Here is a 26,693-nt window from a genome sequence, read left to right as displayed (position 1 = left end):
GAATTTTACGATTGGTGAGAAAAACAAAAGCCGGGCCTGAATTTGCCGAAGGCCCCGGCGGTTTCAGCGCGTGCCCCTGGCTATGCGCTGGCAGGATGGGACGGGGATTGGTTTTCGCCCGCAGTCACTGGGACCGCGGAAAACAGTTGAGTCTCCCTGCCCCTGGGCCCGCTTTGGTGCGGCGTCCAATTTCCAAGGGTGCGATGCACCCGGCTCCGCTTTCGGCGGCGGAACTGGAGGAATACAATTTGAACAAGCTTTTTACCAGCGATGACATCAAAAACAAGCTGATTACCATCCTTGATCGCGAATTCAACGAGACGCCCGCCACAGCGCCGGACAAAATTTTCTACAAGGCTTGCGCCATGATTTTGCAGGAGGTGCTCAGCGAAAAGCGGAAGAAATTCGCCAGCGAAAAGACCAGCCATGGACAAAAGCGGGTCTATTACCTATGTATGGAATTTCTCATGGGCCGGTCGCTCAAAAACAACATCTATAACTTGGAGTTAGTGGATGAGTTTAAGACCGCCCTCGCCTCCTTTGGGGTAAAACTGGAAAACCTCTACGAGTGCGAGCCCGACGCGGGGCTGGGCAACGGCGGTCTCGGCCGTCTGGCGGCCTGCTATCTGGACGGCATGGCCACCCAGGAGTATCTGGCCACCGGCCACTCCATCCTCTACGAATACGGCATCTTCAAGCAGCGCATCATCGACGGCTGGCAAACCGAGCTGCCCGACAACTGGCTCCCCGGCGGCGACGTCTGGCTGGCCGAGCGGCTGGACCGGGCGGTGGACGTCCATTTCGGCGGCGAGATTCAGGAATTCTGGGATCACAACTACCACCACATCAACCATGTGGGCTACTCTTCCGTCAAGGCCGTGCCCTACGACATGTATGTCTCCGGCTACCGCACCAAGGGGGTCAGCCGGCTGCGCCTGTGGAAGGCCGTCTCCCCCGGCATCGACATGGAGATGTTTAATAAGGGCGACTATGTCCGCGCCCTGGGACAAAACTCCTATGCCGAAGCCATCAGCAAGGTGCTCTATCCCAACGACAACCACTTAGAAGGCAAAAACCTCCGTCTGCGCCAGCAGTATTTCCTGGTGGCCGCTTCCATCGGCGACATTGTCCACTCCCACCTGATGACCTACGGCACCCTGGAAAACTTAAGCGAGAAGGTGGCCATCCACATCAACGACACCCATCCTGTGCTGGCCATTCCGGAACTGATGCGGATTCTCTTAGACGACTGCGGCTACAGCTGGGATAAGGCCTGGGCCATCGTGACCCGCACCTTCGCCTACACCAACCACACCGTCATGAACGAGGCGCTGGAGCGCTGGAACGAGGACCTCTTCAAGCTCCTGCTGCCCCGCATCTATCAGATCGTGGTGGAGATCAACAACCGCTTCACCCGGGATCTCTTCGAGCGCTGGCACAAGAGCGTGGACCAGATCAATCGCCTCTCCATCATCTATAACCACGAGGTGCGCATGGCCAATCTGGCCGTCTGGGCCTGCCACAGCGTCAACGGCGTCTCCAAGCTCCATTCCGACATCCTCAAGGACGATCTCTTCCACGAGTTTTATGAGATCGAGCCCAAGAAGTTTAAAAACGTCACCAACGGCATCGCGGCCCGGCGGTGGCTCTATCAGTCGAACCCGGGGTTGACGAACCTCATCTCCGAACTCATCGGCGACAGCTTTATTAAGCACATGTCCAAACTGGAGAAGCTTAAAAAATACGCCGACGACGAGAGCGTCCTCCAGCGTTTTGCCCAGATTAAACGCGAAAACAAGGAAAACTTCGCCCATTATCTCAAAGAGCACACCGGCGTCGTCCTAAATCCGGATTCCATCTTCGACGTGCAGGTTAAGCGTCTCCACGAATATAAGCGCCAGCATCTCAACGCCCTGCACATCCTCTCCCTCTATCAAAAGCTCAAGCAAAACCCCGGCACCCCCTTCACGCCCCGGACCTTTATCTTCGGCGCCAAGGCAGCTCCCGGCTACTATATGGCCAAACAGATCATCCGCTTTATCTGCGACTTAGGCCGTCACATCGACAACGACCCCGACGTCCGCGGCCGCATCAAGGTGGTCTATTTGGAGGACTACAATGTCACCATGTCGGAAATGCTAGCTCCCGCCTCTGAAATCAGCGAGCAGATCTCTTTGGCCGGCACGGAGGCATCCGGCACCGGCAACATGAAGCTGATGCTGGCGGGCGCGGTGACGCTGGGCACCTACGACGGGGCCAATGTGGAAATTTACGACAGCGTGGGGGATGAAAACTTCATCCGGTTCGGCATGTCGACTGAACAGGTGCGGGAGCTCAAGCCCCACTACAATCCCCGGGAGCTCTATAACAAAAACCCGGAGATCAAGGGCCTCATTGATACCCTTTACAAGGGCTTTGACGGCAACACCTTTGAGGAGATTGCCACCTCTCTGGCCACCAGCGACCCATATATGGTCCTGGCTGACTTCGAGGCCTACAAACAGGCGCAGATCAAAGCGGAACAGCTTTACAGTGATACGTTGGGCTGGCAGCGGATGAGTCTCATTAACGTGGCAAACGCCGGCATGTTCTCCGCCGACCGCTCGGTGGACGACTACGCCCGGGACATCTGGGGCCTGGTCTAAGGCCCGCTTTTATCCAATGATTGAGGGATGCTTCACCTGCCCGGGGAGGCATCCCTTTTCCACCTGCCGGTGGAGGTTGTCGCGCTGTGACGCGTACGCGGCTGCAACGCGAGTGACGCGGCGGTGGCGCGAAGCAAACCAAATGCGCGTCATCCCCCGCCGGTAGGTGCCGCCCCCATATCGCGCTGTGACGCGTACGCGGCTGCAACGCGGGTGTCGCGGCGATGTTGCGGAGCAAACCAAATGCGCGTCATCCCGCACCGGTAGGTGCCGCGTCATCCCCCGCCGGCAGGCGGTGATATCAATGAGGAGGCTGTTGCCCCATGGAACCCTGTTTATTTGACAGCACTTTGCTCGAATATAAGGCGCCCTTTGGCGCGGTGAAGGCCGGGGAACCGGTCCAGTTTCACCTGCATCTGGCCAAGTGCGCCACCTTGCTCTCCCCCCGGCTGGTGGTCTACTACGCAGACCGGTACGACGAACCCATCCAGGTGCCCATGGCGCTGGAATCGGTGCAGATGGACTACAATGTGTTCACCTGTACCTTCGTACAGGATACCCCCGCCCTTCTGTTCTATTTCTTTGAAGCGGTCACCGATGCCCAAGTCATCCCCATCAAGCGAAAGGTGGATTTTACCGCTCAGTTTAACTTATCCGACGGGGATTTGTGGCAGCTGACGGTCTATGACAAGAATTTCGACACCCCCAAAGATTTGCGGGGCGCCATTATGTACCAAATTTTCCCCGATCGCTTTTACAGTAGCGGCACTCCCAAGGAGCATGTGCCCCAAGACCGGGTCCTCCGCCACGATTGGGGCGGACAGCCCTACTATCAGCCGGATGCCCAGGGGGTCGTGCGCAACAACGACTACTTCGGCGGGGACTTAAACGGCATCCGCGAAAAGCTCCCCTATCTCAAGAGCCTGGGCGTGACCCTACTCTACCTCAACCCCATCTTTGAATCCCACTCCAACCACCGTTACAATACCGCTGATTATCTCAAAGTGGACCCGTTGCTGGGCACGGAGGAGGATTTGCGGATCCTGTGCAAAGAGGCTAAGGAACAATACGGCATCTCCATTATCCTGGACGGCGTATTCTCCCATGTGGGCAGCGACAGCCTCTATTTTAACAAGGAGGGCCGCTATCCCACCTTGGGCGCCTATCAGAGCATGGAAAGCCCTTACAGCTCGTGGTTTCACTTCACCCAGTTCCCCTCCAGTTACAAGAGCTGGTGGGGCTTTGACACCCTGCCCGAGGTGAATGAGGAGAACCCCTCCTACAAGGAGTTTATCTGCGGGGAGCACGGCGTGGTGCGCCACTGGCTGGACTGCGGGATCAAAGGCTTTCGGCTGGATGTGGCCGACGAGCTGCCCGACAGCTTCCTCGACAGCCTGAATCAGACCCTCAAGGGCTATGACCACGAAAAATTCCTGCTGGGGGAAGTCTGGGAAGACGCCTCCAATAAGATCAGCTACGGCGTGAGAAGAAGGTATCTGTTAGGCGGGCAGCTCGACAGCGTGATGAACTATCCGCTGATGGAATCCGTCCTCAACTACTTACGCTATAAAGACGGTTACACCTTCTCCCACACCATCCTGACCCTGCTGCAAAACTACCCCCGGCCGGTGATCGACGTGCTGATGAATCCTCTCTCCACCCACGATACCGCCCGGGCCATCACGGTGCTGGCCGGGGACCCGGTCCGTCAAAACGATCGGAATTGGCAGGCCACCCACTGCCTGAGCCATGAACAATACCAGCGAGGCATCGCGCTATTGCGTCTAGCCTTCACCATTATCATGTTCCTGCCCGGCATCCCCTGCATCTACTATGGCGACGAAATCGCCATGCAGGGGTACAAGGACCCCTTCAACCGGGCCTGTTTTGCCTGGAACTGCTTGGACGAGAACCAAGAACCGGCGGCCATGCTCACATTTGTCCGCACCCTGGCCCGCATCCGGGAGGAGAGCCGGGACATGATTTTGGGAGACTATGTCCCCTATATCGCCGACAACTTCGTCTATTCCTTCCTACGGCATGGAGAGCGGGGAGAACTGCTCGTCATCGTCAACCCCAGCGACAACCAGATGCGCATTCCCCTGCCGCCCCGCTTTGCCGGGGCCCAGGTCCTCCTGGGCAATGAAGTCCAAGACGGGGTCTGCGTGGTGGAGCCCCTCTCCCCCATGGTGCTGCGCAGAGAATTCCGCCAAAAGGGAAAATCCGTCCGTCCGGAAAAGCGATCCCGGGGCCTTTCGGGACGCTTCGGCCGCTAAAGAGCGGCCTTCGGCGGCTTTCCATCGAGCAGCGGCCAAGAGCTGTCCGGTAAAACCGTATATTGGAAGGTCCGGCATCCGGCCTTATCCCGCTGATGTCTTAAGGGCTCCGAAACGCTAGACATGCCGGGGGCCATTGCATCCAGTGGGGGCACACCCCAAGGGATGCGGTATAACGGAAGCGGGCCGGCCAAAAACCAAATGAAACGGGGGAATTCCCCCTCGGATAAGAAAGGAGATGGACAGGCCATGGGAAAAAAAGATCACCGTTTTATTCTCAAATTCCGACAGAGCACCTTTGGCGAGGAACTGCGCATTATGGTGGACCGGGAAACCGGTGTCAATTACCTATTTTACAGCGTGGGAACCGGCGGCGGACTGGCGCCTTTGCTGGACAAAGAGGGGAAGCCGGTCATCTCGGACGTATATGGTGAGAATGAGCGGTAGTTCGCAAAAGCAAAAGGGAGGAAACCCCACGGGGTTTCCTCCCTTTTTTCATCGCTATAACAGGATATATCCCAGCGCCAGCAGCAGCTTGAGGTCCGCGCCCTCCCGGTAGAGGAAATAAACGAGTCCCAAAAGCAGTAAGCTGTCTTTCTCAAACAGGTTGATCCCGTCGGGCCCCAGCAAGCCGTCTAGCAGACCGCCGCCCGATGAACCACCGCCGGTTTCCCCTGCCCCTTGCCCTCCCAGTCCAAGGGAGGATAGGATGCTGCCCAGGTCAAACCCTTGGAAACCCTGGTTGGGGCGGCGCCCGCTGCCTGGCCCTTGCTGGCCCGGACCCTGGGGCGGCCTGTGTCCTTGGGTATGCGGCGCGCTGCCAAAGCCGGCGCTGCTCTGCTCCTGCCGCTGCTCTTGGCGCGGGCGTTGCGTCCCTTCCCCTTGGCTGTGCTGGGAGGATGGGGCGGTGCGGGGAACGCCGTTAGACCGGGGCGCTTGGCCCGGACGGCTCTGTCCCCGCGGTGTGCCACCCGGCCCCATGACGCTCCCCCCCATAAAACCGTTGGGATTTATAGGACGGAAAGAATACGTATTGTTGTTATTTCTAATATTATTTCTATTAGTATTATTCCTATATGTATTATTTCCATTTAAATTCCCATTTGTTGAATTTCTAGGTGGTATCTCCTCCCCTTCCCGTTGGGACGGGGACTCATGGTGCGGAGCGCCGGTAGCCGGATTTACCTGGCCGCCGGTCACACCGCTTCGGCTCGGGCCGCTGGCGTTTCGTGTGGCGTTAGAACCCGGCCTATTGCCATGGGATCCGGTGGATGGATTCCGGTTTCCGTTGGGTGCAGTTCCCGGCGCGGAGCGCTGTTCGCGGCCGGTGGAAGAGGGGTTCTCCCGGCTTCCCCCGGCGCTCTGCGTGGTTGGGGTGCTCCGGGAATGGGGGCCATTCCCTTGGCTCCCACCGGTGTTCCCCGCGCTGCGCTCTGTCGACGGGTTGGGACGGTCCAAAACGGAATCGCCGCTTACGGTGGTGGGAGGCGCTCCGCCGACCGCGCTCCTGCGGCCGGAGCCGCTTCCCTGCGATCCGCTGTGACTCAGATGGTCGGCGCCTTGTCTAGAAATTCCCGATGGGTTCTGCTGCGGTGAATGGGGTGCCGTTCCGGACGGGTTCCCGTTGCGGCCGGAGGGGTTAGTCGGCGCTTGCTGGGCGCTTCCCCGCTGCTGTCCGCCCGCCCTTCTTTGCATGGAGGGCTGGCCCCCGGAGGGGGATGTGGGTTGGTGGGAGGGAGTGGCGGCTCCGGGCTGGGGAGCGCCCTCCCCCGGTCCAGAGGCGGCGGACGGCTCCTGCTGGCGGGAACGGCTGTGCATTTGGCGCATCTGTTGGATGGCTTCCCGCTGCATCCGCTCCATTTCCGCCGGTGTGTAGCTCTCTTTGACAGGGGTCATCCCAACAGCCCTCCTAACAAGCCGCTCTCTCTGAGAAGCGGCAGCAAGTCAATCATCTTCATGATCTTGATTGCGTTATCCACTCGTGCCGACCGCTTTTCGGAAAGGTGGGGTTTGAGCGCGCGCAGAAGCGCCGCGTTTTTGTCGTCGCCGCCCTGGGAGGAGAGCACCTTTTGCAGGCCCATGATCATATTCATGTCGATGTCGCCGATGCCTCCCACAGGGGGCTGGCCCCCCTGCTGCTGGGGCTGACTCTGGGTAGCCGTGTTCCCGCCACCGGAGGCATCCTGTGCCCCGCCGTCCATATCCAGTCCCAGCGCGCTTGCCATCTCCTTGAGATTTTTCATTCCTTCCTCGGAGCCCAGCATCGAGGTGATGTTGGCAATCAGATCATCCATTGGTTATTTTTCCTCCGTCATTTGACCCAACAGTTTTTTGGCCGCAGGCGTGTTCAAAATCTGTTTGACCTTTTCCGGGTCTTTGATAATGCTCTGAAACTGGTTCATATCCACTTTGCCCTGGGGTACGGCGTGCTGCACGTCTCCCTGTTGCAGCCTGTTTTTCAGCTCATTCGGGGACACGCCCAGCTTTTTCGACGCCATTCCCAGCAGCTGCTCTACCTTTTTAGCGTTAAATTGATTGTTGTCCATCAAACTCACCCCTTTCCAAGAACATTTCCGTCTCCAGACGGAATTTTGGGCATCCTGGTCCATTCTACAACCATTCTATGATATGCGTCCGTTTTCTTTCGCATGCCTGATCTTTGGTATTTTCCTTCCCTTTTCTGGGGAAATGGGGCGGATGGAAAACAAAAAAGCCGGAATGTGAGTTTTTCACATTCCGGCCCTGCCGATTTCCTCTGTCCGCGCTTGTTAGACAAACGCTTTCCTCTTAATAATCCACGATCTCAAACCGGCCCAAGTTGGACAGGGCCTTGGGATCAAAGCTTTTTGCCTGCTCTTCGCTACAAAACAGGCATCCGTGATGACGAAACGTTGGGTCTTCACAGGTCTTGAAGATATTCCCTTCTATCCTATGCTCGGGAAGAAGATTGGTGACGCCATCGATGGATTTTATTAAAGAATTGGTGAAAAAGAGCTCGCAGCCCCAATAAATCCCCTGCAAATCCTCGCCAGTGAACATTTTGCACCCGATGTCGCTGACCTGGCGGACACCGCCGTCCACGGTAAAACTGTACAAGCCGTTTTGATTGACCTTGACACAGATTTCCTTCCCGCCCTCAATGCGGAGTTTAAAGATCAGAAAGCTGTCGTTGTCATTGCCATTGCAGATGGGGTTCACTTCAAAAGACCACATCATCAGATACAGCCCCTTGTCTGTGAGGTAGCACATTCTCGCCTGGGCGAAGGGTTTAAAGTCGGCCGGCTCCAGCGGATACCGGAGCACCTTCATCACCGGCATAGAGTCCAGATCAGGCAGGTGGTCCGCTCGGGAGATGGAAAAACGCATCACATTCACATCCTTTATCATCACGCCGCCCTCGGCGGTCCTGGTTTTAGCACTCGGTATTATTATAACACAAATCGTCCCAAAATCCACCACCTGCGGGCGGACAGTGTCCGCTCCCATATCGCGCTGTGACTCCGACGCAACCGTAGCGCGTGCGACGCGGCGGTGATTTGAACAGTTCCAGATCGCTTCCTGCCGCGGCCCATATCGCGCTGTGGCACGGCGCAGCCGAAGCGCGTGCGACGCGGCGGTGGCTTGCATAGTGCCCAAGTCGCGTCCTGCCGGCCGAAAGCACCGCCGGTAGGTGCGAAAAAGGCGGGCCCTTCCTTGGGCCCGCCTTTCAATTTTACTTGGCAAAAAAGAGTTTATCGCTCAGGTTCCCCCTTTGGAGCAGCCAGACTAACATGAGGCCCAGCACATAGCAGGCAAGCAGCTGTCCAAGGCCCACATAAGCGGCGTTGAGAAGGAATACCCTGGCGTCAAAGTGGTTGACGGTCACGAAGGTAAGCTCCGCTCCCACCACAACAGCATTGAGCAGCACCGGCGGCAGCGGCGCCAGAATCGGGAGTCCCTTGATCGCGGGCTTTTTGAGCTTTCTCGTAATGAGCGCCGCCAGCAGGGTGGCAAGGCTGCCAAAGATAATGTCCAGAAAGCCCAGGATATTGACGCCCATAAACATGCCGATGGTGTTGGATAACACACAGCCGATGGTAACGCCCCAAATGGCGTTGGGAGTAAAGAGGGGAAGCAGGGTCAGGGCCTCCGATACCCGGACCTGCACCTGGCCGAAGCTGATGGGGGCAAGCGCGATACTGAGAGCCGCATAGAGCGCGGCAATCAGCGCGCCTTCCACCACAGCGCGCGTTTTTTTGCTCGTCATATTCATTTGTCCTTTCGTAGTTTTCTTTAAGGTCAGGAGGTTGCGACTGACCGCGCGAAACGTCAAACCGACGAATTTTGCGCAAGGGCTATCATACTCCATTTCCTCAAAAAAAGCAAGGGGGGTTCCAGAAATTCCTCCGTCTTCCTTCCCCGCAAAAGGCATGCAAAATTTGACGAAGAGATGCAAAAAACTGTTGACACGCCTTGTGCTTTATGGTAAACTAATACTCGCACTCATGAGTCGCTGGTGTAGCTCAGCTGGTAGAGCAGCTGATTTGTAATCAGCAGGTCGGGGGTTCGAATCCGTCCACCAGCTCCAATTTCATAACATGGGAGAGTTCCCGAGTGGCCAAAGGGAACAGACTGTAAATCTGTCGTCTACTGACTTCGATGGTTCGAATCCATCCTCTCCCACCAATAAAAATCCGACATGTTTCGACATGTCGGATTTGTTACTTTGATACTATGATTTTGTATTTCTGTTAAACTGGGCTATGAGATTGAGACAGTAATACTTTTAAGTTTGAAAGGGGGTCAATAAATGTCTAAAGGAGATACTGGAGAAGTTGCGCTTTTCTTTCCTTATTATATAAATCAAGGCAGATTATTGGACATTTACGCAATTCTCAATGAAGGGTATTCAGAGTATTCAGAAATAACTACCGCCATTAGCAATGAAAGAATAAAAAGCGGTAAACTAGAGGCGAGTTTTAACGGATTTAAATTATTTAATTTTGGAACAAACATGTCTGGAAAAATTGACAAGACAGATAATAACACAAATGAAAATAAAGAGAAGAAAATTCAGACGGTTACCTCTGTTCTCAGCATTGTAAATTCATGCCTAGCTAATAAAGGATATTTACATGATATAAGAGAAGCGGCTCCAGGACAGTTTGTATGCCTTCCAGTCGTCTTATCTATAAATTCAATTAAATCATTACTTTCAGAAATGGCAGACTTATTAAAACTATCAGAAAACATGCAAAAAGTCGGAGTAGATGTAAAAGGAATAGGGAAAAACACTAACAGTATAAATAATATCCTAAAGAACATTCAAGTGCTTTTTGATGGAGAAGAAATTTTATACCAAACAGATGATTATGCCATCATAGGTAATATTTTGGATTCTAACTTATATCAATCTGTAAGAGCAGATTTAATCGGTACAGAACTCACATGTTTAGCACAAGTAAAACGCGTTTTTCCGGGCGGCACAGAATTAATGAAGAATACCATATTCACAAAAATTAAGGATAACACAGCAAAACAAAAGCTTATTGATTCTGTACAACAAATTGCAAAGGGAAATATTTTTGATTTTGAGGCAATTGCGGTTACATCTATTCAAAACAAACCAGTATATCAACTAGAAATTATTGCTCTTTATCAACAGTAATTTTCAATTAATTTGTTGGCATCTAAACCGTTCGCCCTTTCCACACCTGCGGTGAGCAATTCGCGCTCCGCAGGTTTTTCTTTTTTGCAGCAATATGTCCTCCCGGCGCGAGCCCGAACTTTAAACCCAGTTCGGGCTTTTTTGTTCTCACTTCAATGACGCCCGGCAGGTCCACTCTATCGAACACCAAATGGACAGGCCCAAGAGCGTGTCTGCTTTATTTCTCATATAAAAAACGAGACGGTCTCTGTTTAAACCGTCTCGTTTCTTTTCTATCTGTGTTTTTTCACCAGTGCCACAAGCGCAAGGGAGGCCGCCAAGAGCAAAGGCAGCGATGCCGCCGGGGTCGCTCCTCCGGTGCGGGGGTTCTCCTTCCCGGCGGAGCCGGTCAGTGCGGACAACGCCGAAGAGGAGTGGGCGGAGGAGCCTCCACCAATCACCGGCGGATTTGTCACGGTGCGGCTGGGAGTTTTAAAGGATACCTCTACAGGCGCGGACAATCTGCCGTCTTCATCCTCCGCCACGATCGCATAGGTATATTCCTTGTCCGGCGCCAAGCCCTTGAGTATATATTCGTAAAGACCACCGGGGGCACGCATCAGTGTTCCGATGACCGTATCGCCCTGCATCACGTGATATTTTACCGCCTCACCGGCAACACCTATCATCACAGGATCCTGCCAGTAGAGACGCGCCCTGCGATCATCGACGCAATCCGCTCCCACATTCTCCGCCGGTTTAACTTCCTCTGTCAGTACCCGCAGCTCGGCCAGAACAAAAAATGGTCCTCCCGACTGGTTTTTCAAGACCGTCAGCTTGACATAGCGGGCGCTCTGCGCCGCCTTTTCTACCGAGATCTCCCGCCATATGGCTGGATTATCTTCTCTGGGAAGGTTGCCCTCTTTGATCAAAAACCAGGTGTTTCCATCCACACTGCCCTCAAGCCGGTAGTCCGCAATGTCGGCCGTCCGCATCGTCGAATTTCTGTGCAGAAAACGAATGCCGGTGATCTGACGGACCTTTCCCGTATCCACGATGAGATAATGAGGGACCGGTATTGACACAGACCACGCACTATGGAAAAAGGTGTCCGGTTTGTTGTCCACCAGGGCATCGTAGGAGCCTTCCGATGGCTCCATGGCATTGCTGGAAAAGCTGCTGCCATCCGGGGTGACGGACAGGGGCAACTCTTGGGATGCCGCGAAAGCGGAACTGGAAAGCAGTACGAGACAGGTGCAGAACAAGCTCACAGCGCCCAACCATCTCTTCCTTTTCATCATAATCCTCCTTTTTCTGCCGGCCAAAGGCGGCTTTGATCGCCGCGTGATCAAACATGATGCGCTGGTTTCCCGTTTCCATACTTTGCTCCCGCTGGCGAAGAATATCCGTGGCTATTATTTTCACTATATCACAAAAGAGAAATTTTTTCCATAAAATTTCGCGGTTATAGCCAAAAATATCGCGCGATTTTCCCAAATTCTTGGAATTTTTAAATTGTTTTTTTAAAAGGGAGCCTATTTCGCCCTCATATTTAAACTGGGAGACCACCAATAATGAAAATTGATAAACCTTGGATTTATGCAAAAGAAAAGGCCCGGAGCACGTTTCGACTCCGGGCCTTGCACGGTGGTCGAGGCGACAGGACTCGAACCTGCGGCATCTTGGTCCCAAACCAAGCACTCTACCAAACTGAGCTACGCCTCGTTGTTGCACCAGGGAAATAGAAGTTGTACGCACCCGCGCCCATATGAACGATATCGGAACATGCTAGCTAAACAGCGCAGGATCTCTTTATTTATAGTGCAAAAGTAATTATAACGGAATATCCGGCCGGTGTCAACCGGACCCATGGGGACAAAATGCGGGAAAACGGCGGTTTTATCCCCTATCGCCTTGACTTATTGTCCCCCGGCGTTTAAAATTAAATAGTTATGACCATGAGGCGCAGCAGGTGTCTGTGCCTGTATGGGCTTTTCTATTATGAATGAATAACGGGAGGGACCTTTCATGCTCAATACAGAGAAAACCATGGACAAGGTGGTTTCCCTGTGCAAGAACAGGGGCTTTGTCTACGCCGGCAGCGAAATTTACGGCGGACTCTCCAACAGCTGGGACTACGGACCGCTGGGTGTGGAGTTTAAAAATAACGTCAAACGGGCCTGGTGGAAGAAATTCGTCCAGGAATCCCCCTATAACGTGGGACTCGACAGCGCCATCCTCATGAACCCCCAGGTGTGGGTGGCGTCCGGCCATGTGGGCGGCTTCTCCGACCCGCTGATGGACTGCAAGGACTGCAAAACCCGCCATCGGGCCGACAAGCTCATCGAGGAGCAGACCGACGTGGCCCCCAACGGCTGGAGCGATCAGCAGATGATGGACTTTATCAAGGAAAAAGGCATCAAATGCCCCGACTGCGGCTCCACCAATTTTACCGATATCCGCAAATTTAACCTCATGTTCAAGACCTTCCAGGGCGTCACCGAGGACGCGAAGAGCGAGCTCTACCTGCGTCCGGAAACCGCCCAGGGCATCTTTGTCAACTTCGCCAATATCCAGCGGACCACCCGCCGGAAACTGCCCTTCGGCGTCTCCCAGATCGGTAAATCCTTCCGCAATGAGATCACCCCGGGCAACTTCATCTTCCGTATCCGGGAGTTTGAGCAGATGGAGCTGGAGTTCTTCTGCAAACCGGGCACCGATCTGGAGTGGTTCACCTACTGGAAGGATTACTGCCATAAATTCCTGCTGGACCTGGGCATCAAGGACGAAAACCTGCGCCTGCGCGATCACGAGCAGGAGGAGCTCTCCCACTACTCCAACGCCACCACCGACATCGAGTTCATGTTCCCGTTTGGCTGGGGCGAATTGTGGGGCGTGGCCGACCGCACCGACTTCGACCTGGGCCAGCATATGAAGCATTCGGGCAAGAGCTTAGAATACTTTGATCCCGAAACCAACGAGCGCTACATCCCCTATGTCATCGAGCCCTCCCTGGGCGCCGACCGGGTGGCGCTGGCCTTCCTGTGCGAGGCCTATGACGAGGAGCAGGTGGGCGAAAAGGATACCCGTGTCGTCATGCGGCTGCATCCGGCGCTGGCTCCCTACAAAGCTTGCGTCCTGCCCCTCTCTAAAAAGCTCTCCGAGCAGGCAACCGCCGTCTTCTCCGACCTTGCGGGGCATTTCATGGTCGATTACGACGACGCCGGTTCCATCGGCAAGCGGTATCGCCGCCAGGATGAGATCGGCACGCCGCTTTGCATCACCTACGACTTTGACAGCGTGGAGGATGGCTGTGTCACCGTCCGCGACCGGGATACCATGGAACAAACCCGGATGCCCATCGCAAACCTTGTCTCCTACATCGAGGAAAAAATCGCGTTCTAAAAAAGATTAAAAAGCCCGGCCATTTTAAGATGGCCGGGCTTTTTGTGATGGCTGGACTTTTTGTGACGGCCGGGCTTTTGGGAAAACTGTGGGGCCGCTTTTCACAGCAGCCCAAGCCGGCGCGCGGTATTGAGGGAAGACCCGAGCCGGGGACTGCGGTTCGTTTTTCATCGCAGCCCTAGCCGGCGTGCGACGGTTTTGAGAGAGGGCGCCGACAGAGGGGACAACGGCCCGTTTTCCTGAAAGCGCCCGCCATAGAGGCGGGGCCTTGCCAAAGGAACGGCCCGCCTTCCCCTACACAGAAACGCCGTCAAACAGGAAGCAGACCCGAAAAAAAGAGCGCACACCCCATGGGGTGTGCGCTCTTTGTTATGCAATTTGATTACTGGGGATTGGGTGCGCCGACCGGGCAGACACCGTTGCAAGCGCCGCACTCGATGCAGGTCTCCGGATCGATTACGTACTTGTCATCGCCAGCGGAGATGGCGGATACGGGGCACTCAGCCTCGCAAGCGCCGCAGCTGATGCATTCGTCATTGATTACATATGCCATGAATGATACACCTCCTTTGTTTTCAACGTTATTGTACCATATCTCGAAAAAAATGCAACCACCCAGCAGATTTTTCCGATGGTTTTCCCCATTTATTTTGCACAGCTTTCTCCCCATCCATACCACCATACACCGCGCTTCCTCCGTTTTTCCGCTCTTCAGCCGCAAAAAAGGAGACAGGTTTTCCCTGCTTCCCCCGGGGACCCGCTTATCCCCATTTTTCTTCGGGACCCCTGGCACAAAAAGAGGAGACAGGCGATGCCTGTCTCCTTCTCTTAACCTTCCAAGTCCTTGAGAGCCGCAATTTCGGAGCGGTCCAGACGGATCTGGGCGTCCTTGATGACCTTGACCTCTTCCTTGGGGAAGATGCGGGGCGCCGCGTCCCGCGCTTTGTCGAGGCGCACCTTGAGCAGCCCCGTCAGGAGGTTGACCTCGATGACCGAGCCCCGCCCCTCGCCGGTTTGGACGTAAGCGCCCACCTTGGGGGTGTTGCGCAACAGGTCCTCGTAGGCCTCCTGCTCATATTTTAAGCAGCACATCAGCCGCCCGCAGGTGCCGGAAATCTTGGTGGGGTTGAGGGAAAGGCCCTGCTCCTTGGCCATCTTGATGGACACGGGCTGAAACTCTCCCAAGAAGGTGGCGCAGCAAAAGGGCTTGCCGCACACGCCCAGTCCACCCAGCATCTTGGCTTCGTCCCGCACGCCGATCTGTCTGAGCTCGATGCGGGTGCGGAACACCGACGCCAAGTCCTTGACTAGCTCCCGGAAGTCCACCCGCCCGTCGGCGGTAAAATAGAACAGGATCTTATTGTTGTCAAAAGTATATTCCACGTCCACCAGCTTCATCTGGAGCTTGTGGGCCGCGATCTTTTCCAAACAGATGCCGAAAGCGGCGCTCTCCTTTTTGTGGTTGTCCTCCACATGTTTGAGATCCTCCGGCGTCGCCACCCGGATGACCTTTTTCAGGGGCTTGACGATCTCCTGATCGTCCACGGCCCGGTTGCCCATGGCCACCTCGCCGCACTCGATACCCCGGGCCGTCTCCACAATGACAAACTGGCCCTTTTGTATTGCCACGCCGTCCGGATCAAAATAATAGACCTTGCCGACGCTTTTAAACCGTACTCCGATTACTTCTGTCATGAAAAACTCCTATCAATATCCGCTTTTCCAGCGGGACTTTTATCCGTTGCAGATATTATTTAAACTAGCACAAAACAGTGTGCTTGTCAAACCCAAGTTCTGGTTGCGCTCGAGAGACTGAAGGGTGGCGTCGATGAGGTCGGTGATCCCCAACACATCCCCGGTGGAAATCCCCCGCAGCGTCGCCTCCGACGCTTCCCCCCGGAGTCTTCCCTCCATGGCGGTGGTGATCTTACGCCGCAGATATCCCAGTACCGCCATAAGCCCCTCCTTGTCCCGCTCAAATTTGGCGCAGATCGAGAGCATGGCAAACTCATCCGCCCCTTTGATGGCGTCCAAGAGCTGTCCGGCCGCTTCCATCTGCCGCTGGACCTTCTCCTCCCCGGCCATTCGCAAGGCCAGTCCCAAATTGCCGCCGCTCACTTCATAGAGCTTGTCCCCGTCCGCCGCCGCTTCGGGCCCCAAGAGCTTGGCCAGCGCGTCCATAAACTCCCGGCGGGAGAGTTCGCTCACCTGGAAGCAGATGACACGGGAGAGGATGGTGGAGAGTAGGGCGTTCCGGTTTTTGGCGGTGAGGATGAACATGCAGTAGGAGGGCGGTTCCTCCAAGACTTTGAGCAGGGCGTTTTGGGCCGCGGTGGTCATATTCTCGCAGTTTTGCAGGATGAAGACCTTTTTGTCCGCTTGGTTGGGCAATACCCCCGCGTGTTGGCGCAGGCGGCGGATGTCCTCGATGTGAAAGCTGGACGCCCCGCCCTCCCCGCCGTAGATTTCCACGTCGGGATGGTTGTCCGCCAAGACATTCTTGCAGCTGTCGCACGCCATACAGCCCCCCGGGCGCTCTTTGCACAGGGCCATGGCGGCGATGATCCGGGCCAGGCGGCGCTTGCCCAGGCCCCCTTCCCCCTCCAAAAGAATGGCATGAGACAAACGCCCGTCGGCACACAGGCCAGCGAGCGTCTGCAAAAGTTTATGATTGGCAAAAAAGAGTTCCTGAGAAGATGGGTTCATTACAGTTTTTCAAACCTCTCGATATTGGTGACAAAGATGGTAGCTCCGCCAATGGTGACCTCCACCGGGAAGGAGGAATAAAGTCCCACGCCATAGGACGAGGAGGCCGGCACCATCTGGGTGCGCTTCTTTGAGTGCTTGCCGATGACGGCGATGACATCATCCACCTTGTCGTCGTCGGTGCCGATGAGGAAGGTGGTGTTGCCCGACATCAAAAAGCCGCCGGTGGTCGCCAGCTTGGTCACCGAGAAGCCCGCTTTGGTCAGCGCGGAGGATACCTTGCCGCTGTCTTCACTGCCAACAATCGCAAATATCAGTTTCATCAGTCATGCCTCCTTGGATGGGGCGTCTCGGGAGCCGTGCTGTACGCCCTAGATTCCGCCTTTATTGTACCACTTTTATGACGGTTTTTCCAGATGCTAAGAAAATTTCACACACTTTTTTGTCGATTCTTTCCCCCGGCAGGATGATGGGAATGGCCGGTGGGCAGGGCCAGCGGATATCCGCGTAAATCCGGCCCTCGGCGTCTACGGTATGGATATGTTCACTCGGCGCGAAATATGCCTCCCTGGGCGGGCGGACAGTGTCCGCCGCCATGCCGTGCGGAGGCTCGGTCGCCAAGGAAGCGCTTTCCCCACGCTCCAGCATTCCTGACGTGGGCACAGCGGCCTCTCCGCAAATGGAGCCAGGGGCGCGACATCCCCCGGCGGCAGCCGTCTGGAAGGGCGCCTGCTCCCGCAAAGATACCTCCGACGCGGGCACGGCGGCCTCACTGCAAACAGAGCCACAGGCGCGGCATCCCCCGGCGGCAGCCGTCTGGAAGGGCGCCTGCTCCTGCAAAGATACCTCCGACGTGGGCTCAGCGGCCTCACTGCAAACGGAGCCAGGGGCGCGGCATCCCCCGGCGGCAGCCGTCTGGAAGGGCGCCTGCTCCTGCGAAGATACCTCCGACGCGGGAACAGCGGCCTCACTGCAAACGGAGCCAGGGGCGCGACATCCCCCGGCGGCAGCCGTCTGGAAGGGCGCCTGCTCCCGCGAAGATACCTCCGACGCGGGCACAGCGACGTCGTTACAAACGGAACCAAGAGCGCGGCATCCCCCGGCGGCAGCCGGCGCGTCTTGCCCCACCGCTAGGTGGCGGGTGAGGCGGATGAAATCCTCGTCGGGGGTGTTCATGGAGGGCATGAGCACCACCCATTTCCCGTCGGCAAATTCGGGCTCAATGCCCGCTTCCCGCAGTAGTGCCGCGGTCTCAAGCCCCGTGCGGCCGGGGCGGCGGAAGGTGAGCTTCATGGGGTCCCCGTCCAGGACCGCATAGCCCCGGTAGCGCAGGAGCGCCCGGACGCGCTCGCACTGGCCCACGGTCCGGCGGATCTCCTCCGTCAGTCTTGCGGGGTCGGAGAGGAGCATATCCATGGAAAGCATCATGAGATAGCTGGGACTGGTGGAGCCGAAGAGGCCCATGGCCTCCTTGGCCGCGTCCCGGGAAAAGCGGTCGGCGCCGATATGGAGGATGGCGCTTCCGGTGAGGGCCGGGAGGGTCTTGTGGAGAGAATCACAGCACAGATCCGCGCCCAGGGAGATGGGGTGCCGGTCCCGCTCTAAAAACCGAAGGTGAGCGCCGTGGGCGTTGTCCACCAGAAGGGGCACGTCAAACGCGTGGCAGATTTTGGCGATGGCGGCGATATCGTGCATGCCGCCGTAGTAGTCGGGGGAGGTGAGATATACCCCCCGGATGTCCGGGTGGGCTTCCAGCATCTCTCTGACCTGATAGGGCTCCGCCCTGCCAAAGCCTTCCGCATCCCCCTCCGGGTAAATCCAGACCGGACGGATATCCAGTAAAATCATGGCGTTGAGGGCCGCCCGATGGATGTTGCGGAAAAAGAGGATTTTCTCCCCCGGATGGGCGGCGAGCGCCAGCATGGCCTGGATGCAGAGCGTCGAGCCGCCGCAGGAGAGAAGACTCTCCTTGGCCCCATAGAGGGCGGCAAAGCCCTCCTCGCAGGCCCGGATGACCCCGTCGCATTCAAATAGGCTGTCCGCGCCTTGCACCTCGGTGATGTCATAGGCCGCCGCATCACCCAGCGGCGGGGGCAGGATGCCCTTGTGCCCGGGCATGTGCATCCGGGCCTTTCCCTCGGCCAGATAGGCGTCCAGCATCCGGCGGATGGGCGTGGTCATACGCTCGCCTCCTTCTCCCGCTTCCAGAAAAGGCCCTCTTCCGTGGCCCGATAAAGCTGCATGCCGCAGTTTTGCAGCACCCGCTGGGAGGCGAGATTGCCCCGTTCGGTCTCGGCCGTCACCCGGCGCACCCCCGGCTGCGATAACGCCCAGTCGCACAGGGCCCGGGCCGCCTCGGTCATATAGCCCTGGCCCCAATAGCTTTCTTCGAGCCCATAGCCCAGTTCCACCGATCCGTCCCGATCGGGCCGGCCCATGAAACAGGCGCTTCCCACGGCCACATTATCTACATTTCGTATGATCATCCAATTAGTATACCATTGGTAATTATCTTCATTGCGGACAGCTTCGGCATACAGGGCCTTCATGGCCTCCTTGGTGTGGGGGTCCAGCTCCCTGCCCGCGGGTGAGAGGCCCAGCGCCGCCTCCACCTGTGCCGTCCCTTCCAGCAGGAGGCGAAACTCCTCCATGGTCAGCGGTTGGATCCGCAAACGGCTGGTATGTAACTGCATGCCGCTCCTCCTTTTTGCAAAAAGGGCGGCAGGAGTTTCCCTCCTCCGCCCTGTCGTTTTCCTACCCGTAAATTGGACCGCTCTCCCGCATCCCGCGCAGGGACGGCCGCGGCCCGGTTGGCGCCCGGCCTCTCACCCGCGGGCGCCGCCGGTCTAATGGGAGCCCCGCAGCTTCCGTTTGAGTTTGCCCATTTTTTCCTTGGTGTCAATGGCCAGGTCCACGAACTTGTAGGCAAAGGGCTTAAAGATCATGTCAAACTCCCCCGCCAGCTCGTCGAGCTGGCCGTTAAAGCCCTTTTTAAAACGGTAGAGCCCGTAGAGATGGCTGGACTCGTCCAGGTTGCCGGAGACGCCCTGGAAGTCGTAGACCGTGCAGCCGCCCTCCACCGCCCATTTGATCATCTCCCACTGGATAAGGTAGTTGGGCATGACGTTGCGGTTCTCATTGTCGGAAGCGCCGTAGACATAGCAGGTTTTCCCCGCGTACTGGGTGGTCAGCGCGCCGGAGATGGCCTTGCCGTTATAAAAAGCCATATAGAGCCGGGCGTGTTCGCCCAGCGCGTCGAGCATCCGTTCAAAGTAGGCCTTGGGCCGGACGTTAAAGCCGTCCCGCTCTCCCGTGACCCGCATGAGCCGGATGAAGTCGTCCAGATATTCCTTACCCACCACCTTGATTTCCACGCCGTGCTTCATCGCCACCCGCACATTGTAGCGGGTCTTGCTCTGGAGGTTCATGAAGAGCTCCTCTTCGCTGCGCCCCTGGAGGTAGAGCCGGTAATTGTAGCGGGCCTGGATGGTTTCAAAGTTTTCGCCGCCGGTAAAGTGGGTAAAGCCCAAGCTCTTGGCAAGCTCAATAAACGCCGTGTCCGAGATGAGCACGTCCGGGTCCATTTTAAACGCGTGGGCCCGGCGCTCTTTGGCCAGGGCCTTGACGCCGTCGACGAGGTCGGAAAGCACCTCCCGGTCGTGGAGGTCGCAGACCGGGCCTCGGGGCGCATAGAGAAACGTCGTTCCGATCAGGGGGATTTTTTGAATGAGGACCAGCATGCCGCCCCGGATATGTCCATCCCCGCCCCGGGAGACAACCACCGCGTGATCCCAGTTATTCTTGACCTGGGGCCAGTGGATGGACTGGGTAAAACATCCCTGGGGATGGTTCTTCGCAAATGCTTCGTATTCTTCATATTTCGATGGTGCCAGTATTTCCACAAGCAGTCACTCCAAATTCTATGAAATCCAGGACAGTTTCAGCCTGGATCTTTATTCTACCACAAATTTCCCGTTCCCGCCACCTGCCGGCTGTCGCCGGGGGACGTCGCGGTCCCTACCGGGGCGGGATGTCGCGCGCCCGGTTCCTCTTTTGAGCAGGTCGCTTGGCCCGCGTTGGGGGCGCGTTTGCCGGGACAAGCGGCTTCGCCACCTACCGGCTGCCGCCGGGGGAAGTCGCGGCCACCTACCGGTGGGGGGTGTCGCGCGCCCGGTTCCTCTTTTGAGAAAGCCTCTTTCCCCGCGTTGAGGGCGCGTTCGCTGGAACAAGCGGCTTCGCCACCTACCGGTGGGGGACGTCGCGGTCCCTACCGGCGCGGGAAGTCACGCGCCTGGTTCCTTTTTTGAGAAGGCGCTTTGCCCGCGTTGAGGGCGCGTTCGCCAAGACAAGCGCTCCCACCGCCGGCCCACAAAGAGAACCACGACCAAGCCAACAATGGCAACCTTCCGCCGCCTGTTGATGCAGTGTCCCTATCCCTGGACAACGGGGCCCGGCGATGCGGGCTGGGAGATATTGTAGAGTGCCCGGGCCACCTCGCTGTCCGTCTTCTCCTTGACAATGTCGCCCAGGGTTATAATGCCCAGCACCTGGTTATTCTTTACCACCGGCAAACGGCGAACCTGGGCGGCTCCCATTTTGGCCGCGGCTTCCGAAATGGTATGTTCCGGGGAAACACAGGTGGCCCCAGTGGACATAATTTCCGACACCTTCATCTTGACTGGGTCATGGTGGCAGGCGATACACCGCACCACGATGTCCCGGTCGGTGACCATACCCTGGAGCCGGTCTGCCTCCATGACCGGCAAAGCGCCGATGCCATATGTCTGCATCTTTCGGCTCACACTCGCTAAACTTTCCGACGGTGACGCCGCCACCACCGATTCTTTCATCACTTCCGATACCTTCATGGCGCATACCTCCTGTTTGATGCCGTTGACGCTCATTCCTCTGCCACTTTAGTATCCGCCTTTTTTCCATCCAATATGCGCGCGTTGCGTTTGAGGACGCCCACTCCTCGGAAGCCGAAGGCTCGTCCCCTAATCTTGCTTCCCGTGACGGACGCGTCGATGCGGGTGACAATATCTTTATAGAATGCCACGATGGGGGTGAGCTTTCTCCCCTTGTTCATAGGACAGACCTCCTGGCACCTATCGCAGCCCCAGAGGATGCCCGACGCGGCGATGAGCGCTTCTTCCTCCGGCGTCAGCTCCCCCCTTTTCTGGGTAATTTCGGAGAGGCACCGGCTTTTGTGGAGCCCGCCTTCCTCCCGGATGGCGCCGGTGGGACAATCCCGGACACACCGGTTACAGCCGATGCAGGCGGGCGGCGCGGCGACGGCATTACCTAGGGGCAGATCGGTGACGATTTCCCCCAAAAAGACAAAGCTGCCATAGTCGGGTGTGATGAGTAGCCCATTTTTGCCCACACAGCCCAGGCCCGCCAGCGCCGCCGCCCGGACTTCCCGCACCGGGGAGCTGTCCACAAAGGGTAGAAAATCGTGGTCCGGTAGCATCTCTTTGAGTTTTTGGGCGGCTTCCCGCAGCATACCGCCCGCCACCCGGTGATAATCGGGCACACAGGCGTATCGGGAGAGGTTGCGCGCCGGGAGCTCACCGATGTCATAGGGAAAGAGACAGCAAAGGACGCTTTGGTGTTCCGCCCCCAGAAGCCCAGCGCCCCGACAGGGGAGCACCGGCCCGCAGTCGTCCAGACGGGCGCTCCCCCAGGCGGGGATTCCCGCCTGGCGAAAGACATCGTCTATGACTAAAAACAAGTCTCGCTCCATGCCGCTCCTCCCTTCCCTCTTGAGATCCTCTGCTGCGTGGCCCGCCATACCTTCTCAAATGACACCACAGCGCGATGTCCTCACCGGCAGGTGCCGCGTCTCACGCGTTATTTTCTCGTACGATACCACAGCGCGGTGGGTCAGCGGCTCCTACCGTGGCGGGGACCGCGCCCCATATCTTATTCGCATCTTTGCCGCGTCGCCCGCGTTACTACGTTGCGAATGAGCCTAATCGCGACTTGCTCCACCGCAGGTGGCGGCAGCTTTGTAGAGCTCGCTTTTTTTATAATGGGTGGCCTTTGCCACCTCCTTAGCGGCCTCTGACAGAGATTTCCCAGCCGCCGCCTTTTCCTTGACCTGCTCCACCGCCTCTTCCAGGCTGATCTGCTCCTCTTCTTCCTCGCCCCGGCCCTCAATGACCAGCACAAACTCTCCCTTGGGAGGACGCTCGGTAAAAAGCCTCCATGCCTCATCCAAGGTGGTGCGGATGACCTCCTCGTGGATTTTGGTCAGCTCCCGGCACAGAGCGATTCTCCGCTCCCCGCCGAAGGCTTCCGCCATGTCCCGCAGCGTGTTTAAGAGCTTATGAGGCGCTTCGTAAAACACCATGGTTCTGCGCTCTCCCTCGAGCTCCTGCAGATGTGCCAAGCGCTGGTTGCGGCTGACACTGAGAAAGCCCTCGAAGGTAAACCGGGAGGTGGCGAGGCCCGAAAGAGCCACCGCCGACACCACGGCGCTGGGGCCGGGCACCACCACGGTCGGAATGCCCCGCTCCCCGCAGATGCGCACCAAATCTTCCCCGGGGTCGCTGATGCAGGGCATTCCCGCATCGGTTACAATGGCGCAGTTCTCCCCAGCGGCGATGCGGTCGGCGATATATTGCCCCCGCTCCCGGATATTGTGCTCAAAATAGCTGACCATGGGCTTTTTGATGCCGTAATGGTTGAGGAGCTTCAGGGTGACCCGGGTGTCCTCCGCCGCAATGAAGTCCACTTCTTCCAACGTCCGCACGGCCCGGGGTGTCATATCCGATAAATTCCCGATGGGCGTTCCCACCAGGAAAAGCGTTCCCTGTTCGTTCAACTGATTCACTTCCCCGCTTCTTTGGCCCCTTGGGGCTTATTTTCCTTCTTGTGATAAATGTCCAGCACCTCCCTCGAAAAGCCGCCCGGCCCCTCGATGATGAGGTCCCGCTCCACCTGCAAAAAGGGCTTGGCCCCCTTCTTCCCCTCGATGAGGAAGAGCCAGGGCGGACATCCGGGACGCTGGACGACAAAGCGCAGACGCTTGGGCTCGATGCCGGCGTCCCGCATGGCGCAGATGACGTCGCACAGCCGCTCCGGCCGCTGGCAGAGGCAAAGCCTGCCGCTAAATTTTAGATAGCGCTCCGCCGCCGCGCACAGCTCGTCCAAGCCGCACATCACCTCATGCCGGGCAATCTGGTCGCTTACCTCCCGGCTCATGACGCCGGTGCCCGGCGTCTTATAGGGCGGGTTGCAGGTGATGAGGTCCAGCGAACCTGCCTCGATTTCATCCCCCAGCTCCCGCAGGTCCCGGCAGAGGGGCCGGATTTTGTCTCCAAGGCCCGCCCGCTCCACCGTGCGGCAAAGCTGTTTGACCGCCTGCTCCTGGATGTCCACACAGGTGCAGTGACGGGGCCCCTCCTCCCGCCGGCGGTACCAAAGGAGGGCCACAATGCCGCAGCCGGTGCCGAGGTCGGCGCACCGGTCCACCCGTCTCGCCCCGGCAAAATGGGACAGCAGAAAGGCGTCGGTGCCGAATTTATGGGCGTCGGTGACACAAATGTCCAATGTGTCACTGAGCTTCTCCCAATTTTCCTTCTTTTCTTCCATGGAGTCCTCCCCATCCAGCTTATATTTTCTCCGCGTCGATGACCTGCGATGCGGCCCATCCGTTCTTTTTGCGTCCGGGCGGCACTTTTATACGAAAAAGCGCCTGCGCTCATAATAAAAGCGCGGGCGCTTGCGATCGTTTAAAAAATTTACTGGCCGTTGTAGGGATTATACGGGTCGCCCTGATTGGGGTTCGGTCCACCCTGGTTGGGATTGAAGAAGGTCTGGTCCCAGATGGTGTGCAGCTGTGTCTGCATGATGGCCATGGAGACGATGGAGAAGCCGAAGATTCCCAGCACCAGGTTGAGGATGGCGTTGTCGGAGGGATAGGGCACGCCCACGTTGATGGAAATTTCCCACATCTTCTTGCTGTATTTATACAGCCAATAGAGGCCGTAAATGCCGCAGGTGACGATGGTCAGCAGCACTTCCGTACCAGGGGAGGTGGAGCGGTCACCGGTGAAGCGGCCGATTTCGTCAGAGAACTGGTACATCCAAACATAGTAGTAGATACCGCAGGTCACAATGGTAAGAATAATAATCAGCGGAATACTCTTCTTTTCTGGCATGAGGAGTTCCTCCTTCATTTTATTAGCAGAACCTGTTTTGCTCTAGCCTCTAGTATATCATATTTTGTGATTTTGAAAAGTATTTTTTGTGATAACATAATAAATTCCAAGAGACGCATGCCCTCAGGAAATTTTCACGGCTGTAGCTTCCTTCTCAGCCGCCGGTGTACCGCCGTTCTTGCCAGCCATGCCCACCACAAATACAACGACCCCAGCGATGGCCACCGCTGACATGATGGCGGAAAAGGCCATGGTACCCAGATTTTCCATGATGAGGCCGCTGAAAAAGTTGCCGCAGATGCTCCCCACTCCCACGGTGAGGGAATAACCGATGGTGAGGGAGGTGGCGTAAATCTTCGACGGCACAATGCGGCTGATATAGACCACAAAGAGGGGGATATACATGCCCCAGGAAATGGCCTCAAAGCTTTTGAGGAGGATGAGCCCGGTGACGGAGTGGACGACCAGGAGGGCCAGGGTCCGCACCGCCAGGACGATAGCGGTAAAGGTATAGAGATGTTTGAGCTTTGCTTTATCCTGGAGTCGAGAGAAAATGAACATCATGGGCGCTTCCACCGCGGCGCCGGCAAAGACCAGCATGCCCACGTGGGTGTTGGTGCCTCCCGCGTCCTGGACAATGACGGGCATAAAGGCCAGCATGGAACGGTAGGCCGCCTGGTAAAGGGTGGTGCTGATGATGAAGACCATATAGGGCCGGTTCTTTAATAGGATGCGCAGTGCCCCGCCAAAACCAATGCGTTCCTCGATCTGGGCGCCCCGTTTGATGCCCTTGTTTTCCGGCTCAATCTTTTCAATGCACAAACAGCAGGCGATGAGCAGGACCAAATGGGCGGCGCTGCCCCAGAAGATGACGTCAAAGCCCCACAGGTCGATGAGCTTACCGGCCACCAGGCCCGTCAGGGAGTAGCCCACGGCCCCCATGACCCGGGTGACGGGATAGTTGACATAGGGCTTTTTCTTGTTGACCCGAATCTGCCAGGCTTCCGGGATGCAGTTATATGTATAGGTGAGAAAGCCCAAAGAGAGGATGGCGACAAAGCAAAGGGGCACAATGCTCACCGTCAGGGGGATGCACAGGGTGACAGGGATGGCCACGGCGGCGATCACGATCATGAGGGAGCGGCAGGAGATGAAGGTATCGTTGAGATAGCCATAGAGGGGCTGGCTGATCATGCTGACCCCGGCAATCAGGGCGTTGAGTAAACCCACCTGAAAGTCGCTGTACCCGTGCTGGGTCAGATAAACCACAATAAAGCTGTAGATCATACAGTGTGCGGAGCAGTAGAGCCAGTGCAGCGCCGCAAACGCCACATTCTCCTTGCAGAGCAGTTTTTTCATGCTGTTTCCTCCCCTTCTTCTCTCTCCCCTAACTTTACCATGTTACTGCATCAATTACAATTCCCAAGCGCCGGGAATTACAGAAAAAAAGAACACAATGTCTTTGGACATTGTGTTCTTTTTGAGCCGGCATCGACCTATTTTCCCAGGCAGTCACCCACCAAGTATTTTCGGCACAAATGAGCTTAACTACTGTGTTCGGTATGGGAACAGGTGGGACCTCATCGCAATAAACACCGGCCATATTTAAATGTATCAAAAGGGAAGGATTTTCGAAAGAAAGAACCACCTGGCGTCAGATGGTTCTATGGCTCCCCCTGTCTGGCTCGAACAGACGACCCTGCGGTTAACAGCCGCATGCTCTACCGACTGAGCTAAGGAGGAATATGAGAAGCCGGCACCGACCTATCTTCCCAGGCAGTCACCCACCAAGTATTTTCGGCACAGATGAGCTTAACTACTGTGTTCGGTATGGGAACAGGTGGGACCTCATCGCAATAGGCACCGG

Annotated in this window: 25 protein-coding genes, 4 tRNA genes and 2 rRNA genes; 7 read left to right on the top strand and 24 right to left on the bottom strand. The window is 56.8% G+C overall.

Annotated elements, in window-relative coordinates:
* Positions 1-248 precede the first annotated feature (248 nt).
* The 3 genes from H8709_RS11015 (at position 249) to H8709_RS11005 (ending at position 5,368) form a co-directional block, all read left to right on the top strand.
* Positions 249-2,645, top strand: coding sequence for a glycogen/starch/alpha-glucan phosphorylase (locus H8709_RS11015; RefSeq protein WP_262398389.1), 2,397 nt, complete (start codon positions 249-251; stop codon positions 2,643-2,645).
* 323 nt (positions 2,646-2,968) lie between these two features.
* The gene (locus H8709_RS11010; RefSeq protein WP_262398388.1) at positions 2,969-4,921 is read left to right on the top strand and encodes a glycoside hydrolase family 13 protein; all 1,953 of its coding nucleotides are present in this window, start codon (positions 2,969-2,971) and stop codon (positions 4,919-4,921) included.
* Positions 4,922-5,170: 249 nt separating this feature from the next.
* Positions 5,171-5,368, top strand: a complete 198-nt coding sequence (locus tag H8709_RS11005; protein WP_262398387.1) for a DUF6440 family protein — start codon at positions 5,171-5,173, stop codon at positions 5,366-5,368.
* Between the two features lie 54 nt (positions 5,369-5,422).
* Here the strand turns inward: H8709_RS11005 and H8709_RS11000 are convergent, their stop codons facing one another.
* The 5 genes from H8709_RS11000 to H8709_RS10980 all read right to left on the bottom strand — a co-directional run bounded on the left by H8709_RS11000 (position 5,423) and on the right by H8709_RS10980 (position 9,167).
* Entirely contained in the window at positions 5,423-5,551 is a 129-nt protein-coding gene (locus tag H8709_RS11000) for a hypothetical protein (RefSeq protein ID WP_262398386.1), read from the bottom strand.
* 1,262 nt (positions 5,552-6,813) lie between these two features.
* A complete protein-coding gene (locus H8709_RS10995) occupies positions 6,814-7,215 on the bottom strand; it encodes a hypothetical protein (protein WP_262398385.1) in 402 nt (133 codons plus the stop codon).
* Between the two features lie 3 nt (positions 7,216-7,218).
* A complete protein-coding gene (locus tag H8709_RS10990; protein WP_262398384.1) occupies positions 7,219-7,467 on the bottom strand; it encodes a hypothetical protein in 249 nt (82 codons plus the stop codon).
* 241 nt (positions 7,468-7,708) lie between these two features.
* On the bottom strand, positions 7,709-8,308 hold the full coding sequence (locus tag H8709_RS10985; RefSeq protein WP_262398383.1) for a hypothetical protein: 600 nt from the start codon (positions 8,306-8,308) through the stop codon (positions 7,709-7,711).
* A gap of 325 nt (positions 8,309-8,633) precedes the next feature.
* The gene (locus H8709_RS10980; protein ID WP_262398382.1) at positions 8,634-9,167 is read right to left on the bottom strand and encodes a QueT transporter family protein; all 534 of its coding nucleotides are present in this window, start codon (positions 9,165-9,167) and stop codon (positions 8,634-8,636) included.
* Between the two features lie 245 nt (positions 9,168-9,412).
* Between H8709_RS10980 and H8709_RS10975 the strand changes: the two genes are divergently transcribed.
* From H8709_RS10975 to H8709_RS10965, 3 genes are all read left to right on the top strand, one after another.
* Positions 9,413-9,488: transfer RNA gene (locus H8709_RS10975), tRNA-Thr, on the top strand.
* Between the two features lie 12 nt (positions 9,489-9,500).
* Positions 9,501-9,586 (top strand) — tRNA-Tyr (locus tag H8709_RS10970).
* A 124-nt stretch (positions 9,587-9,710) separates the two neighbouring features.
* Positions 9,711-10,568 (top strand): DUF6414 family protein, encoded by an 858-nt coding sequence (locus H8709_RS10965; protein ID WP_262398381.1) that lies wholly within the window; start codon positions 9,711-9,713, stop codon positions 10,566-10,568.
* 272 nt (positions 10,569-10,840) lie between these two features.
* On the opposite strand, the gene H8709_RS10960 is transcribed toward H8709_RS10965, so the two are convergent.
* From H8709_RS10960 to H8709_RS10950, 3 genes are all read right to left on the bottom strand, one after another.
* Positions 10,841-11,707, bottom strand: a complete 867-nt coding sequence (locus H8709_RS10960; RefSeq protein WP_262398380.1) for a discoidin domain-containing protein — start codon at positions 11,705-11,707, stop codon at positions 10,841-10,843.
* Positions 11,643-12,152 (bottom strand): hypothetical protein, encoded by a 510-nt coding sequence (locus H8709_RS10955; RefSeq protein ID WP_262398379.1) that lies wholly within the window; start codon positions 12,150-12,152, stop codon positions 11,643-11,645. Before H8709_RS10955 ends, H8709_RS10960 begins: the two co-directional genes overlap by 65 nt.
* 43 nt (positions 12,153-12,195) lie before the next feature.
* Positions 12,196-12,272, bottom strand: a tRNA-Pro gene (locus tag H8709_RS10950).
* A gap of 303 nt (positions 12,273-12,575) precedes the next feature.
* On the opposite strand from H8709_RS10950, the gene H8709_RS10945 reads away from it, so the two are divergent.
* On the top strand, positions 12,576-13,952 hold the full coding sequence (locus tag H8709_RS10945) for a glycine--tRNA ligase (protein ID WP_262398378.1): 1,377 nt from the start codon (positions 12,576-12,578) through the stop codon (positions 13,950-13,952).
* 382 nt (positions 13,953-14,334) lie between these two features.
* Here H8709_RS10945 and H8709_RS10940 read toward each other — a convergent pair whose 3' ends face one another.
* From H8709_RS10940 to rrf (H8709_RS10865), 16 genes are all read right to left on the bottom strand, one after another.
* Positions 14,335-14,505, bottom strand: coding sequence for a DUF362 domain-containing protein (locus H8709_RS10940; protein ID WP_262398377.1), 171 nt, complete (start codon positions 14,503-14,505; stop codon positions 14,335-14,337).
* A gap of 275 nt (positions 14,506-14,780) precedes the next feature.
* The gene (locus tag H8709_RS10935; protein WP_262398376.1) at positions 14,781-15,647 is read right to left on the bottom strand and encodes a PSP1 domain-containing protein; all 867 of its coding nucleotides are present in this window, start codon (positions 15,645-15,647) and stop codon (positions 14,781-14,783) included.
* Between the two features lie 39 nt (positions 15,648-15,686).
* Positions 15,687-16,613 (bottom strand): DNA polymerase III subunit, encoded by a 927-nt coding sequence (locus H8709_RS10930; RefSeq protein WP_262398375.1) that lies wholly within the window; start codon positions 16,611-16,613, stop codon positions 15,687-15,689.
* A 44-nt stretch (positions 16,614-16,657) separates the two neighbouring features.
* Positions 16,658-16,981: a cyclic-di-AMP receptor gene (locus tag H8709_RS10925; protein WP_262398374.1), complete on the bottom strand. Its 324-nt coding sequence runs from the start codon at positions 16,979-16,981 to the stop codon at positions 16,658-16,660.
* A gap of 61 nt (positions 16,982-17,042) precedes the next feature.
* The gene (locus H8709_RS10920; protein WP_262398373.1) at positions 17,043-18,839 is read right to left on the bottom strand and encodes an Orn/Lys/Arg family decarboxylase; all 1,797 of its coding nucleotides are present in this window, start codon (positions 18,837-18,839) and stop codon (positions 17,043-17,045) included.
* Complete coding sequence (locus H8709_RS10915) at positions 18,836-19,351, bottom strand: GNAT family N-acetyltransferase (RefSeq protein WP_262398372.1); 516 nt, start codon at positions 19,349-19,351, stop codon at positions 18,836-18,838. The genes H8709_RS10920 and H8709_RS10915 overlap by 4 nt, the downstream gene beginning before the upstream one ends.
* 153 nt (positions 19,352-19,504) lie before the next feature.
* A complete protein-coding gene (locus tag H8709_RS10910) occupies positions 19,505-20,560 on the bottom strand; it encodes a lipid II:glycine glycyltransferase FemX (protein ID WP_262398371.1) in 1,056 nt (351 codons plus the stop codon).
* A 528-nt stretch (positions 20,561-21,088) separates the two neighbouring features.
* Positions 21,089-21,562 (bottom strand): CBS domain-containing protein, encoded by a 474-nt coding sequence (locus tag H8709_RS10905; protein WP_262398370.1) that lies wholly within the window; start codon positions 21,560-21,562, stop codon positions 21,089-21,091.
* Positions 21,559-22,392, bottom strand: coding sequence for an epoxyqueuosine reductase (locus H8709_RS10900; RefSeq protein WP_262398369.1), 834 nt, complete (start codon positions 22,390-22,392; stop codon positions 21,559-21,561). The genes H8709_RS10905 and H8709_RS10900 overlap by 4 nt, the downstream gene beginning before the upstream one ends.
* Positions 22,393-22,632: 240 nt before the next feature.
* Positions 22,633-23,496, bottom strand: a complete 864-nt coding sequence (rsmI, locus tag H8709_RS10895) for a 16S rRNA (cytidine(1402)-2'-O)-methyltransferase (protein WP_262398368.1) — start codon at positions 23,494-23,496, stop codon at positions 22,633-22,635.
* Positions 23,493-24,257 carry a tRNA1(Val) (adenine(37)-N6)-methyltransferase gene (locus H8709_RS10890; protein WP_262398367.1) on the bottom strand — a complete coding sequence of 255 codons (765 nt, stop codon included), beginning with the start codon at positions 24,255-24,257 and terminating at the stop codon, positions 23,493-23,495. Before H8709_RS10890 ends, rsmI begins: the two co-directional genes overlap by 4 nt.
* A 149-nt stretch (positions 24,258-24,406) precedes the next feature.
* On the bottom strand, positions 24,407-24,826 hold the full coding sequence (locus tag H8709_RS10885) for a DUF4234 domain-containing protein (RefSeq protein WP_262398366.1): 420 nt from the start codon (positions 24,824-24,826) through the stop codon (positions 24,407-24,409).
* A gap of 123 nt (positions 24,827-24,949) precedes the next feature.
* Complete coding sequence (locus tag H8709_RS10880; protein ID WP_262398365.1) at positions 24,950-26,185, bottom strand: MFS transporter; 1,236 nt, start codon at positions 26,183-26,185, stop codon at positions 24,950-24,952.
* A 124-nt stretch (positions 26,186-26,309) separates the two neighbouring features.
* A 5S ribosomal RNA gene (gene rrf, locus H8709_RS10875) occupies positions 26,310-26,426 on the bottom strand.
* Between the two features lie 67 nt (positions 26,427-26,493).
* Positions 26,494-26,569 (bottom strand) — tRNA-Asn (locus tag H8709_RS10870).
* A gap of 8 nt (positions 26,570-26,577) precedes the next feature.
* A 5S ribosomal RNA gene (rrf, locus tag H8709_RS10865) occupies positions 26,578-26,693 on the bottom strand.

This window comes from Zongyangia hominis (genome assembly GCF_014385095.1).
Taxonomy (GTDB): Bacteria; Bacillota; Clostridia; order Oscillospirales; family Ruminococcaceae; genus Zongyangia; species Zongyangia hominis.
This window is presented reverse-complemented; position numbering and strand designations above follow the sequence as displayed.

Bases quoted from the DNA above. Each gene is read 5' to 3' on its own strand.
- H8709_RS11010 (WP_262398388.1), top strand. From the start codon at position 2,969: ATGGAACCCTGTTTATTTGACAGCACTTTGCTCGAATATAAGGCGCCC.
- H8709_RS11005 (WP_262398387.1), top strand. From the start codon at position 5,171: ATGGGAAAAAAAGATCACCGTTTTATTCTCAAATTCCGACAGAGCACC.
- H8709_RS10995 (WP_262398385.1), bottom strand. From the start codon at position 7,215: ATGGATGATCTGATTGCCAACATCACCTCGATGCTGGGCTCCGAGGAA.
- H8709_RS10990 (WP_262398384.1), bottom strand. From the start codon at position 7,467: ATGGACAACAATCAATTTAACGCTAAAAAGGTAGAGCAGCTGCTGGGA.
- H8709_RS10985 (WP_262398383.1), bottom strand. From the start codon at position 8,308: ATGATAAAGGATGTGAATGTGATGCGTTTTTCCATCTCCCGAGCGGAC.
- H8709_RS10980 (WP_262398382.1), bottom strand. From the start codon at position 9,167: ATGACGAGCAAAAAAACGCGCGCTGTGGTGGAAGGCGCGCTGATTGCC.
- H8709_RS10965 (WP_262398381.1), top strand. From the start codon at position 9,711: ATGTCTAAAGGAGATACTGGAGAAGTTGCGCTTTTCTTTCCTTATTAT.
- H8709_RS10960 (WP_262398380.1), bottom strand. From the start codon at position 11,707: ATGGAGCCATCGGAAGGCTCCTACGATGCCCTGGTGGACAACAAACCG.
- H8709_RS10945 (WP_262398378.1), top strand. From the start codon at position 12,576: ATGCTCAATACAGAGAAAACCATGGACAAGGTGGTTTCCCTGTGCAAG.
- H8709_RS10940 (WP_262398377.1), bottom strand. From the start codon at position 14,505: ATGGCATATGTAATCAATGACGAATGCATCAGCTGCGGCGCTTGCGAG.
- H8709_RS10935 (WP_262398376.1), bottom strand. From the start codon at position 15,647: ATGACAGAAGTAATCGGAGTACGGTTTAAAAGCGTCGGCAAGGTCTAT.
- H8709_RS10925 (WP_262398374.1), bottom strand. From the start codon at position 16,981: ATGAAACTGATATTTGCGATTGTTGGCAGTGAAGACAGCGGCAAGGTA.
- H8709_RS10920 (WP_262398373.1), bottom strand. From the start codon at position 18,839: ATGACCACGCCCATCCGCCGGATGCTGGACGCCTATCTGGCCGAGGGA.
- H8709_RS10915 (WP_262398372.1), bottom strand. From the start codon at position 19,351: ATGCAGTTACATACCAGCCGTTTGCGGATCCAACCGCTGACCATGGAG.
- H8709_RS10905 (WP_262398370.1), bottom strand. From the start codon at position 21,562: ATGAGCGTCAACGGCATCAAACAGGAGGTATGCGCCATGAAGGTATCG.
- H8709_RS10890 (WP_262398367.1), bottom strand. From the start codon at position 24,257: ATGGAAGAAAAGAAGGAAAATTGGGAGAAGCTCAGTGACACATTGGAC.
- H8709_RS10885 (WP_262398366.1), bottom strand. From the start codon at position 24,826: ATGCCAGAAAAGAAGAGTATTCCGCTGATTATTATTCTTACCATTGTG.
- H8709_RS10880 (WP_262398365.1), bottom strand. From the start codon at position 26,185: ATGAAAAAACTGCTCTGCAAGGAGAATGTGGCGTTTGCGGCGCTGCAC.